Raw genomic sequence first — 11,185 nt, 5'->3', positions numbered from 1 at the left:
TAATATACCTATTTTAAGTTGTTAATAAAAACCCTTGCAAAATCTACAAGAGTCTTTTTTTCTTATTTTTAGAAATAGATTCTAGCCATCTCTTCTCAACTTCCCCAACACTTCTCCTATCTTACCCTCAATGACTAGATCTGCCTGGCTGTCTTGAGGGATGCTGGTCTTGTTGATGACGACCAGATGCTTTCCTGCAAAGTACTGGATGAGGCTGGCTGCAGGATAGACGACCAAAGAAGTACCGCCAATTATCAACAAGTCTGCTTTCTGGATAGCTTGAGCTGCCTGCTGGAAAACTTCCATATCTAGGGGTTCTTCATAGAGAGTCACATCTGGCTTGACAATACCGCCACAGTCAAGGCAGTGAGGAATGATACCGCGCAGAGCCAGAAAGCCGTCCAAATCATAGAATCGCTGACAATTCAGACAAAAATTTCTATCCGCACTGCCATGTAGTTTGAGAACCTTTTTCGAACCGGCCATTTCATGCAAGCTATCGATGTTTTGAGTTACCACAGCCTTGAGCTTGCCTATCTTCTCCAAGTCTGCCAAGTAGGCATGTGCCGCATTGGGGTTGGCATCCGGATAGAGCAGGTACTTCTTGTAAAAGTCAAAAAACTCCTGCGGATAGCGCTCAAACATAGTGTGAGAAACCAGCTGCTCCGCTGTAAAGTGCCGTCCTAGCTTGACGCTGTATATCCCATCTGAACTGCGAAAGTCTGGAATATTGGACTCCGTCGAAACACCCGCACCACCGAAAAAGACAATATTCTGGCTTTGGTCTATCAATTCTTGCAGCCTTGCAACTTTATCCATCCTGCTACTCCTTATAAGAAACTTTCTATGACCGCATTCGCTCGGTCGAAGTAAAAAGGTTCCTTCTGATAAACTATGCCTGTCTCCTGCGCCAAATTAGCCAGAAGATCCATAAAGTGCTGAGATGAGAAACCTGTCGTCCTGTGCAATTCTTCCTCATCGAAAGGCTTGATAAGATGAGCCAGTGGATTGCGGACTGACTTTTCTAACTCTCTTAGCTGCTGTGCTGATTCTTTGACAGATTCAGGAAAATGCAACTGCAAAATCAGCTCCGTCAAACTAGAAGAATTGACCGTGCTTTCCGCATGAAAATTTTGCAGGACAGGATTATCAGAATGTCGCATCTTTTCAAACTTCCAACGGTCGTAACTAGCCCCTCGCGAATTATGAATATAGCTCTCAATATCTGGTATTTGCATGCGAATCAGCCGCATAAAAATCCGATAAATAGCTGGACTGACAGCTCGGATAAAATCAATCAGCTGCTCATTCCTCAGCTTGGCTTCCAGATCATACAGGTAATTGACCAGCTGCTCATCCGCTTCATCTTCATGGCAAAAAAGCTGAAAATCAGCTAGGTCAGACCCAGTGATTTCCAACTTTAGATTCATCATAGATTGGATGTTGAGCTCTCTTCGCTCCGCTAAAGCCTCAAGAAGAAGGACCAAGTCAGACTGGACACTGCTTCCTGCTCGCTCAGCCAGCTTATACGCATAAGCATAGTCATAGCGGGAGATAGCAAAGAGAATGGCTTCTTTGACATCTAGTTTCATGCTTCTGCAATCAAGGTTTCCAAACCAACCTTCATCATATCGGTAAAGGTATTTTGACGCTCTTCTGCTGTCGTATCCTCTTCAGGATTGACCAAGCTATCAGAAATGGTCATAATCGCGAGAGCATCTACATGGTGCTGAGCAGCCAGATAGTAAAGTGCCGCAGCTTCCATTTCAACAGCCTTAACCCCCCATTTACCAAGCTCAATATTCTTTTCAAAGTAGTTTGAGTAAAAGACATCAGACGACAAGACGTTTCCAACGTGCGTCGTCATACCGAGATCTTTGGCGATATGATAGGCCTTATCTAGTAAATCAAAGCTAGCGATTTGTGGGAAATCATACTGTGGCCAGTCATTGCGGATGATATTGGAGTTAGTCGCAGCCGCCTGAGCCAGTACTAATTCACGGACATGGACATCAGCATTCAGCGAACCAGCTGTTCCCACACGGATTAGCTTTTTCACACCGTAGTCAACAATCAACTCACGCGCGTAGATAGAGATTGAGGGCATTCCCATCCCTGTTCCCATAACAGAAACATGCTCACCTTTATAAGTACCAGTGTAGCCGAACATATTGCGGACTTCATTAAAGCAAACAGCATCTTCCAGGAAATTCTCCGCAATAAACTTAGCCCGAAGCGGATCACCTGGAAGAAGAATTTTATCCGCAATTTCACCTGGCTTAGCAGAAATATGAATAGACATAGTTAAGATACCAAACCCGTCAAAAGCAAAGGGAAAATAGGAGATGGTCGCAGTGAGCGATGCTAGCAAGACCAACTATCTTTTTCCCACCGCTTTTAGGGAGGGTTCAATTCCTTTCTTTCTTAATTTTAATATTCCATAGAAAGGCTAGTTCGGATTCAATTACAAACCCAGACACTACGCCTTTCAACATTTTTTTACAATGCAGCAAGTGTTTCTTTAAGTAATCGTTTGAAATCACCCTTGACACGTTCTGTTACTTCAACCACTTCCTCATGATTAAGCTCTTCTTGGAACCCAGCAGCAAAGTTTGTAATGCATGAAATCCCAAGGACTTTCAAACCAGAATGTGCCGCTACAATCACTTCAGGAACAGTAGACATGCCAACTGCATCCGCTCCAAGTGTCTTATAAGCGCGGATTTCTGCTGGTGTTTCATAAGTCGGTCCAGTGACACCGATATAGACACCCTCATCCAGCTTGATACCAAGCTTATCAGCAACTTTATGAGCGACGGCACGGTATTCTGGAGTGTAAGATTTAGACATATCAGGGAAACGTGGACCAAATTCATCCAAGTTTTCACCAATCAAAGGATTTTGACCAGTCATATTGATATGGTCAGTGATCGCCATAAGCGTACCAGGACCATAGCCGATACCGCCGGCAGCATTGGTAACAATAACACCAGTCGCACCAAGAGCCTTCATCACACGCACTGGGAAAGTAACGATTTCTAAAGGATTTCCTTCATAGAAGTGGAAACGGCCTTGCAGTGCCAAGACTTTACGTCCTGCCAAGTCTCCATAGACTAATTTACCAGCGTGGCCAACAACAGTTGAGCGGCCCCAGTTTGGAATATCCGCATAGTCAAGACTAACGGCATTTTCGATCTCTTCAGCCAATTCTCCCAAACCAGATCCCAAGATCAGACCAAATTCAGGTTCTGTCATACCTTTTTCTTTCAAGAAGGCTGCTGTTGCTTTGATTTTCTCTGATAAGCTTGTCATAAAACATTTTCCTCACTCTCTTATAATGCTTATACCAATTTGTCCAAGAAGCTTTGACCAATCATCGCCTTGTCTACTCCGAAGTTTTCAGCAACGGTAGCTGAGATATCCGCAAAGTGTCCAACAGGAATATGACCATGACCGCTCAGCGATTTTCCGAAGACCAAAAGCGGAATGTACTCACGAGTGTGGTCGGTTCCAGCATAGGTTGGGTCATTACCATGGTCAGCAGTAATCATGAGCAGATCATCTTCACGCATGTTTTCAATGATTTCTGGGATGCGAGCATCAAACTCTTCCAAACAGTCACGGTAGCCATGTGGATCTCGGCGGTGACCATAAAGAGCATCAAAGTCTACTAGGTTGGTAAATGAGAAACCTTCTTTGAAGTTTTCGTCTTTGAGGGCTTTGACCAAAGTATCAACACCATGATTGTTAGACTTATTGTGTCCCATGTCATGGTTGATTCCAGCTCCATTGAAGATGTCATTAATCTTCCCAACTGAATAGGTAGCAATTCCAGCCTCATTAAGCTTATCAAGAACAGTTGGATTAAACGGAGAAACTGCATAGTCGTGACGGTTGGCTGTACGAGTGAAGTTGCCTGGCTCACCTACATAAGGACGAGCGATGATACGTCCCAGAAGCGCAGGCCGTTCCATGGTAATAGAGCGGGCGAACTCACAGATACGATAGAGCTCTTCCAAAGGAATCACTTCTTCGTGTGCTGCAATTTGCAATACTGGGTCAGCAGAGGTGTAGATAATCAGCTCGCCTATTTCCATCTGACGAGGGCCGAAGTCATCAATAACTGCTGTACCAGAGTATGGCTTGTTAGCCTCACGAATGACCTTGCGACCAGAAAACTCTTCAATCTGAGTCAGGATTTCTTCTGGGAAGCCATTCCAGAAAGTATCAAAAGGCTCAGTAATATTGAGACCCATGATTTCCCAGTGTCCTGTCATCGTGTCTTTTCCAAGAGATACTTCTTCCAGCTTGGTATAGTAGCCGCTAGGATTTTCTTCTTGAGGAACTGTCTTCAAAGGAGCAGGACGCTCGATATTTCCCAGGCCGATCTTAGCCATATTTGGTACATTCAGTCCTACCGTTTTGGAAATATGTCCCAGAGTATCTGAAGCACCATCTGGTACCCCTGCATTGACAAAATTATTAGCATCTGGTGCAGCACCGATACCAACTGAGTCCATGACTACCAAGTGAATACGATTAAATTTTGGCATAAAATACCTCTTTCTATTTATTGGCCTCTAAAACTTGAAGACCCGATTTTCCAGCAACAATGACCTTATCTACCATTTGATTAAACAGTCCATGCTCCACTACGCCCACTACATGATCTAGTTCTTGCGCAAACTCAACTGGATTTTCAATCACACCTAAATCTAAGTCGATGATGAAATTCTGCATGTCCGTAACAAAACGCTGACCGTCCTTCTGACGAAAGGCTGGCTTATATCCAGCACGCTCAAAGCGACGAAAGAGCTGCTCAGCACCGTACTGAACAACTTCTACTGGCAGCTTGAAGACACCTAACTTCTCTACCATCTTGCTCTCATCGACTACCCAGATATAGTGCTTGGTGGGCACCGCTACGACTTTCTCCATGAGAAGTGCGCCACCACCGCCCTTTATACCATTAAAAGCGGCGTCAACCTCATCAGCACCATCAACAGTGACATCCACCTGATCCACATCGTCGATAGACTTGAGCGGAATGCCCAGCTCTTCAGCCTGTTTGCTAGTGACACTGGAAGTCGTAACAGCTGTAATCTGCAATCCTTCTTCCTTGATACGCCGACCAATCTCTTCGACAAAATAATAAGCAGTTGAACCCGTCCCGAGACCAACAATCATCCCGCTTTGGACAAATTCAGCAGCCTTGATTCCTGCCAGTTTCTTTAGATTTTCCATAGCACCTCCTCGAATCACACTACTTTTATTATATCATGATTCTCACTAACATGAAAGTGTTTTCTTTGCCAGACTTAAATTGCATTCCTTCCGCTTGATAATCGAAAGCCTTGCTCCTCCTTGATTTTTGCGTTACAATTAGGGTAATTGATTTTAAAACACAAGGGAAGATACAGTATGATTACCAGAGAATTTGATACAATCGCTGCGATTTCTACGCCTCTTGGCGAAGGGGCTATCGGCATCGTCAGACTAAGCGGGACTGACAGCTTTGCTATTGCCCAAAAGATCTTCAAAGGGAAAAATCTGAGCGAAGTAGAAAGCCACACGCTCAACTACGGCCATATCGTTGACCCTCAAAATCAGGAAATTCTAGACGAGGTCATGCTTGGTGCTATGCGCTCTCCCAAGACCTTCACACGCGAGGATATCATTGAGATTAACACCCACGGGGGGATTGCGGTTACGAATGAAATCCTGCAGCTTGCTATCCGCGAGGGCGCTAGAATGGCTGAGCCTGGTGAATTTACCAAGCGGGCCTTTCTCAATGGGCGCGTGGATTTGACTCAGGCTGAGGCTGTCATGGACATCATCCGCGCCAAGACCGATAAAGCTATGAACAATGCTGTCAAGCAGCTGGATGGTTCTCTCTCCAACCTTATCAACAATACCCGTCAGGAAATCCTCAACACACTGGCTCAGGTCGAGGTCAATATTGACTATCCCGAGTACGACGACGTGGAAGAGATGACGACCCAGCTTATGCGAGAAAAAACAGCTGAGTTCGAGGCTCTGCTGAGCAGTCTTCTCGATACTGCACGACGAGGTAAGATTTTACGCGAAGGCATTTCCACTGCTATCATCGGCCGGCCTAATGTTGGAAAGTCCAGTCTGCTCAACAATCTCCTGCGTGAGGACAAGGCCATTGTGACTGACATTGAGGGGACGACTCGTGATGTGATCGAGGAGTATGTCAATATCAAGGGTGTGCCGCTCAAGCTCATCGATACCGCAGGGATTCGAGAAACCGATGACCTTGTAGAACAGATTGGAGTTGAGCGCTCTAAAAAAGCCCTGCAGGAAGCTGACTTGGTTCTCTTGGTTCTCAATGCCAGCGAGCCTCTGACAGACCAGGACAGACAATTGCTTGAAATCAGCCAAGATAGCAATCGTATCGTCCTGCTTAACAAGACTGACCTTGAAGAGAAGATTGAGCTGGACCAGCTGCCAACTGATGTCATCAAGATTTCCGTCCTCCACAATCAAAATATCAATAAAATTGAAGAACGCATCAATCAGCTCTTCTTTGATAATGCTGGTATCGTAGAGCAAGACGCTACCTACCTGTCCAATGCCCGCCATATCTCCTTAATTGAAAAAGCCCTAGAAAGCCTGCAAGCCGTCAAGCAAGGCTTGGAAATGGGTATGCCGGTTGACCTTCTCCAAGTCGATATGACTCGCACTTGGGAAATCCTCGGCGAAATCACTGGTGACGCCGCACCAGACGAGCTTATCACCCAACTCTTCAGCCAATTTTGCTTAGGGAAATAGAGAAACAAGAGACCTAAAGTTTAGGTCTCTTTTCGAATGCAGTATATTCGATTATTTTTAATAGCATTTCGTACATTATTAGTTCTCTACTTTGCTCTCCTCTAGAAAGCTATATATAGGGAGCGACACAAAGCAAGGTGTTTTTTAATTGGCTAGAAGGAGATTTCAATCCACGCTCCCGTGAAAGGAGCGACCACATACTTTGCATGTAAGTGTCTAGAGTTTTGAATTTCAATCCACGCCCCGTGAAGGGAGCGACTGATACGGTCAATGAATGGGTTAAATCCTATCAAATTTCAATCCACGCTCCCGCGAAGGGAGCGACTTGACGAGGCTAACTCTGTTTATGGCGCAAAGATATTTCAATCCACGCTCCCGTGAAGGGAGCGACAGTAAACCTACAAACTTTCCGATGTAGTATTTCTATTTCAATCCACGCTCCCGTGAAGGGAGCGACAAGCCCAATGCGCAAGCAAGGCGCTGTCCATCAAAATTTCAATCCACGCTCCCGTGAAGGGAGCGACGATTTGGACAAAATCCTGACTCATTCTACGGAATATTTCAATCCACGCTCCCGTGAAGGGAGCGACCGCGGCCGTGAGCGCATGCAGCACAAGAAAGAGAGATTTCAATCCACGCTCCCGTGAAGGGAGCGACACAGTATTCAACGACTACTTCAAGGAACACCCTTTATTTCAATCCACGCTCCCGTGAAGGGAGCGACGATGAAGCTCGTGAGTTGTTTAAAAACGGTTTATTTATTTCAATCCACGCTCCCGTGAAGGGAGCGACGACTTTTGATTGGTTGACGTTTTCTTATGTTACAGATTTCAATCCACGCTCCCGTGAAGGGAGCGACGTATTTTTTAGAGTCAAAAAAAGTTTACAATGAATTTCAATCCACGCTCCCGTGAAGGGAGCGACAAAAGGTTATAAAAATACTGTTTATGATAGCTCTATTTCAATCCACGCTCCCGTGAAGGGAGCGACATGGATTTTAATACAATAGAGCAATCTTTTAAAATTTCAATCCACGCTCCCGTGAAGGGAGCGACATTTTTTAGAGGTGATTTAAACGGTGATGATTTAATTTCAATCCACGCTCCCGTGAAGGGAGCGACTTTTTAGGTGTCAATAGAAAACGATTTGAAAAAATTTCAATCCACGCTCCCGTGAAGGGAGCGACAGCGCGTAGTTGCACTGTTTTAGGCAAAAATTATGTTTCAAGGAAAGAAAACTCTTCCAGAATTTTGAATTTTTACCTTGTTTTTATATATTTTTCGCGCGAAAGCCCTACTTTTTTATGAGTAACCACTATTCGCACTAAGCAATTTAAAGGAGTAATACACCTATATCAGGATCATAACTTGTATCACGTCCAATCGTTTCTAGACGATTTTGCCAGTTTTTTCCTAGCAAATAAAAACGAATACTGTCAGACTCAGTGTCAATAATACTCAAAAGCTTAGCCTTTATTTCTACAAATTCTGCAGGAGTTACTGAGCATTCAAAGACTGAATTCTGAACGCGTTGACCGTAATCAACACATAATTTTGCTACATTACGCAGTCTTTTCCTGCCTTGCGCAGTTTCAGTATTCACATCATATGTTACTAATACCATCATAAACTGCCTCCTATATTAAAAACGGCGGATAGGATTCCAATTCTCCACGGATTGTCTTGGCCAATAACTGTGCTTGGACATATGGCAGTAACATCAATTTCACCTTTTCTTTAGTAAAAGGATGTTCTACTTCCTGATGTTTCCGCTTTTGCCAGGCTTCAATAAAGATTGTACGCCCTTTTTCAGTTAATATGACACTACCATTTTCTTTAAAGTCAAAATGTTTTTTGTTTAACTGAGCTTTATTTATCAAAGAAAATACAAATCTATCAACTATATAAGCACGAAATTCTTCAACTAAATCCAATGCTAAGCTAGCACGACCTGGCCTATCTGTATGAAAGAAGCCAACATAACTATCCAGCCCCACTGCTTCCAAAGCAGATTGGCACTCATATGTTAACAAACTATAGCCAAATGATAACAGAGCATTAACGCAATCTAACGGAGGCCGCCTAGTCCTCCCATTAAACTGAAAAGTCTCCTTATCAGTTAATACTAAATCATTAAAAATACGAAAATATTGGTTTGCTGCCTGACCTTCAATTCCTAAAAGAGAATCCTTGTCTTCAGCTACTTGAACCTGTTCCAAAGCCCAAGTCAATTCTGTATTTACCTCTTCAAAGAGATGGCTATCAATTCGATCGCGATGGTCACGCTTGAAACGTAATAAATATTTTCTAGAATTTGAAATCTTAGCAAGAATAAAGTGTTTTGCATATTCTAGAGATTGTTCTTCATCCGCCAAACGATAATGCTGTCTCCTTAGCAAAACATTCCCATTTGTTTGCCCAACAAATCGACCGCAAAAGCGCCCTTGTGGTGTATGGAAGGACAAATTTATCTGATTTTTAGCACATAGTTCAATCAAAGAAGGAGACGCCCCCAAATAAGAAAAACAAACTATGCCATCAATTATCCGATATGGAAAACGACTGACAACCTTACCTTCTTGCTTGATAACGATATTATCTCTTTCACGCGTTAAATAAAAATTATCTTGAGTCAAATATAGAGTATTAAGTAGCTTTTTCATAAGCTATCCTCACTTTTTAGTGCTTGGAAAATATAATTGTCAACATTGCGTGCCTTTTTGCTCAGACGCGGCATGCAAATATCAACTAAGGAGCATAACTGACAGTTTTTAAAATATTCAGCTTTCGGAATAACCTGTTTATCATAATATTCATGCATTTGGCAAGCTAACTCGGCTACTTCTTTTCGTAAATCAGAAGTAATTTCTATTCGCTTCTTTTGATTCACACTATGGTAATAAAGATAACCATACTCGATTGCGCACCCAAGAGTTTCTTCAAGACAAATCGTTTGAGCAACCAGCTGAACAATATCGCGAGTATCCCTTTTTGGTTTTCCACGCTTATATTCAATAATAACAGGGAGCCATTTACCACGTTTCCCTTTTAACGAAACTCCTTTTTCATCCTTATGGAATTCAACCACATCCAATATCCCATAGAGACCAAGCTCTTTTGATGAGACATGCATAGCCCGTGAGGTAATGACATCCTTTCGTTTTTCTTTGATATATGGATTGTCTGCCTTTTGATGTAAAATCTGCCCATGAGCTGTCGCTTCGTTTTCAGCCCACTGCTGCTCAATATGAATCAAACTCCATTGGCGCTTGCAGAATTGGAAATGCTGAATTCCAGACAACATCAAATACTCACTTTCAGCATAAACCATATTACAGTCCTTCTAAGATATCAACTTTCAATCCTTTAGTTTCATATTCTGCCAATTTCTCTTGATTAAGATGGATAGCATAGTCTTCATAACTATCCTTATCCTGTTTTTCTTTGTCAAATTCAAACAAATCAAAAACACGCGCACTGGAAACATTTCCTAACTTATTAGAATGTGTAAACCAGAAAACTTCCCTTACTCGCATAGAACCTTCAGGACGAGCGGATGACGCATCGTTTTCAAACAGACTGATAAGCGCTTTCTTAATTACCTCAGCATCTTCATCAGAAAATCCTGTTTTTTCAGCAAAATTTGGATTAATCGAACCTTTGATGACATAGACACCATAATCAATAAAATGCTTAGTTCCCATGGTGTCTGACGAACGACCACTTTCATTTTTCGCTTCCATACCGTTGGTACTTCTAGTAATCTGTAGACTGGAAATCACAATTGGTTCCAAGGATTTAGCCATATTCAGAGAAACTGGACCACGAACACCGATTGACTTTTTTAAATAGGTAAATACTTGACCGAAAGAACGCACATCCAGCCATAATTGATTAGCTTTTTCTTCAATTTCTGCATCTGAATCTTTTGAAGTGAATTGATTAGAAAAACGTTTTTCAAGCGAACGAAACTCGTCATCAATGCGATCACCTGCCTGTACAAAAGTAGGACAACCAAAATCTTGCATACGATTTCTAATTTTACGTTTAATGGCCACATCTGAAATCAAGCCATGACCCTTAGCATCTGTTCTTGGCATATTACCAGATAAAGGATCGCCATTTGCATTTGCCTCACGTACCTCAATCGTCACCATAAAATCAATTTTGTGTTCCAACATATCTTATCCCTCGTTTTCTTTAGTTTGTTTAGTGTAGTAAAAATGTTTTTCAGCATAGTAGCCAAAGATAAATTTATAATCTAGTGGTTGTGTAAACTCTTTATTAGCATGTAATGGGGTCAAAAGTTGAATAATTTCTTTTCTTTCCTTCTCCAATTTATGCCAAATACCAGATCTATTCAATTTCAAAACTTCCTCATAGGGCTTAAT

At 42.6% G+C, this 11,185-nt stretch carries 11 protein-coding genes, 1 pseudogene and 1 CRISPR repeat array; of the genes and pseudogenes, 1 reads left to right on the top strand and 11 read right to left on the bottom strand.

Going from position 1 to position 11,185, the window contains the following annotated elements; genetic code table 11:
- Positions 1–81: 81 nt before the first annotated feature.
- The 6 genes from QZ169_RS10925 to rpiA form a co-directional block, all read right to left on the bottom strand.
- Positions 82–819 carry an NAD-dependent protein deacylase gene (locus QZ169_RS10925; RefSeq protein WP_295507012.1) on the bottom strand — a complete coding sequence of 246 codons (738 nt, stop codon included), beginning with the start codon at positions 817–819 and terminating at the stop codon, positions 82–84.
- Positions 820–830: 11 nt separating this feature from the next.
- Positions 831–1,592, bottom strand: coding sequence for a hypothetical protein (locus QZ169_RS10920; RefSeq protein ID WP_124765969.1), 762 nt, complete (start codon positions 1,590–1,592; stop codon positions 831–833).
- Complete coding sequence (gene deoD / locus QZ169_RS10915) at positions 1,589–2,302, bottom strand: purine-nucleoside phosphorylase (protein ID WP_185681478.1); 714 nt, start codon at positions 2,300–2,302, stop codon at positions 1,589–1,591. Before deoD ends, QZ169_RS10920 begins: the two co-directional genes overlap by 4 nt.
- Before the next feature lie 197 nt (positions 2,303–2,499).
- The gene (locus QZ169_RS10910; protein WP_124765973.1) at positions 2,500–3,312 is read right to left on the bottom strand and encodes a purine-nucleoside phosphorylase; all 813 of its coding nucleotides are present in this window, start codon (positions 3,310–3,312) and stop codon (positions 2,500–2,502) included.
- A 29-nt stretch (positions 3,313–3,341) separates the two neighbouring features.
- On the bottom strand, positions 3,342–4,553 hold the full coding sequence (locus QZ169_RS10905; RefSeq protein WP_295507009.1) for a phosphopentomutase: 1,212 nt from the start codon (positions 4,551–4,553) through the stop codon (positions 3,342–3,344).
- A 13-nt stretch (positions 4,554–4,566) separates the two neighbouring features.
- A complete protein-coding gene (rpiA, locus tag QZ169_RS10900) occupies positions 4,567–5,244 on the bottom strand; it encodes a ribose-5-phosphate isomerase RpiA (protein ID WP_295507007.1) in 678 nt (225 codons plus the stop codon).
- A 177-nt stretch (positions 5,245–5,421) separates the two neighbouring features.
- On the opposite strand from rpiA, the gene mnmE reads away from it, so the two are divergent.
- Entirely contained in the window at positions 5,422–6,795 is a 1,374-nt protein-coding gene (mnmE, locus tag QZ169_RS10895) for a tRNA uridine-5-carboxymethylaminomethyl(34) synthesis GTPase MnmE (RefSeq protein ID WP_295507006.1), read from the top strand.
- A 95-nt stretch (positions 6,796–6,890) separates the two neighbouring features.
- Positions 6,891–7,981: direct repeats of the CRISPR family, unit length 32 nt; unit sequence ATTTCAATCCACGCTCCCGTGAAGGGAGCGAC.
- Positions 7,982–8,127: 146 nt separating this feature from the next.
- Here mnmE and cas2 read toward each other — a convergent pair.
- The 5 genes and pseudogenes from cas2 to QZ169_RS10870 all read right to left on the bottom strand — a co-directional run.
- Entirely contained in the window at positions 8,128–8,421 is a 294-nt protein-coding gene (cas2, locus tag QZ169_RS10890) for a CRISPR-associated endonuclease Cas2 (RefSeq protein ID WP_295507004.1), read from the bottom strand.
- Positions 8,422–8,431: 10 nt separating this feature from the next.
- Positions 8,432–9,457 carry a type I-C CRISPR-associated endonuclease Cas1c gene (gene cas1c, locus QZ169_RS10885; protein ID WP_295507003.1) on the bottom strand — a complete coding sequence of 342 codons (1,026 nt, stop codon included), beginning with the start codon at positions 9,455–9,457 and terminating at the stop codon, positions 8,432–8,434.
- Positions 9,454–10,125, bottom strand: a complete 672-nt coding sequence (gene cas4, locus QZ169_RS10880; protein WP_295507001.1) for a CRISPR-associated protein Cas4 — start codon at positions 10,123–10,125, stop codon at positions 9,454–9,456. The genes cas1c and cas4 overlap by 4 nt, the downstream gene beginning before the upstream one ends.
- 1 nt (position 10,126) lies before the next feature.
- Positions 10,127–10,975: a type I-C CRISPR-associated protein Cas7/Csd2 gene (gene cas7c, locus QZ169_RS10875; protein ID WP_295506999.1), complete on the bottom strand. Its 849-nt coding sequence runs from the start codon at positions 10,973–10,975 to the stop codon at positions 10,127–10,129.
- Between the two features lie 3 nt (positions 10,976–10,978).
- A pseudogene (locus QZ169_RS10870) lies at positions 10,979–11,185 on the bottom strand (type I-C CRISPR-associated protein Cas8c/Csd1); the annotation flags it as partial.

Source organism: uncultured Streptococcus sp., from assembly GCF_905372115.1.
Taxonomy (GTDB): Bacteria; Bacillota; Bacilli; order Lactobacillales; family Streptococcaceae; genus Streptococcus.
Note: the sequence above shows the minus strand (reverse complement) of the source record. Positions and strands in the feature narration are given on the sequence as shown.

Coding starts and splice junctions, on each gene's coding strand:
- QZ169_RS10925 (WP_295507012.1), bottom strand. CDS start 819: ATGGATAAAGTTGCAAGGCTGCAAGAATTGATAGACCAAAGCCAGAAT.
- QZ169_RS10920 (WP_124765969.1), bottom strand. CDS start 1,592: ATGAAACTAGATGTCAAAGAAGCCATTCTCTTTGCTATCTCCCGCTAT.
- deoD (WP_185681478.1), bottom strand. CDS start 2,302: ATGTCTATTCATATTTCTGCTAAGCCAGGTGAAATTGCGGATAAAATT.
- QZ169_RS10910 (WP_124765973.1), bottom strand. CDS start 3,312: ATGACAAGCTTATCAGAGAAAATCAAAGCAACAGCAGCCTTCTTGAAA.
- QZ169_RS10905 (WP_295507009.1), bottom strand. CDS start 4,553: ATGCCAAAATTTAATCGTATTCACTTGGTAGTCATGGACTCAGTTGGT.
- rpiA (WP_295507007.1), bottom strand. CDS start 5,244: ATGGAAAATCTAAAGAAACTGGCAGGAATCAAGGCTGCTGAATTTGTC.
- mnmE (WP_295507006.1), top strand. CDS start 5,422: ATGATTACCAGAGAATTTGATACAATCGCTGCGATTTCTACGCCTCTT.
- cas2 (WP_295507004.1), bottom strand. CDS start 8,421: ATGATGGTATTAGTAACATATGATGTGAATACTGAAACTGCGCAAGGC.
- cas1c (WP_295507003.1), bottom strand. CDS start 9,457: ATGAAAAAGCTACTTAATACTCTATATTTGACTCAAGATAATTTTTAT.
- cas4 (WP_295507001.1), bottom strand. CDS start 10,125: ATGGTTTATGCTGAAAGTGAGTATTTGATGTTGTCTGGAATTCAGCAT.
- cas7c (WP_295506999.1), bottom strand. CDS start 10,975: ATGTTGGAACACAAAATTGATTTTATGGTGACGATTGAGGTACGTGAG.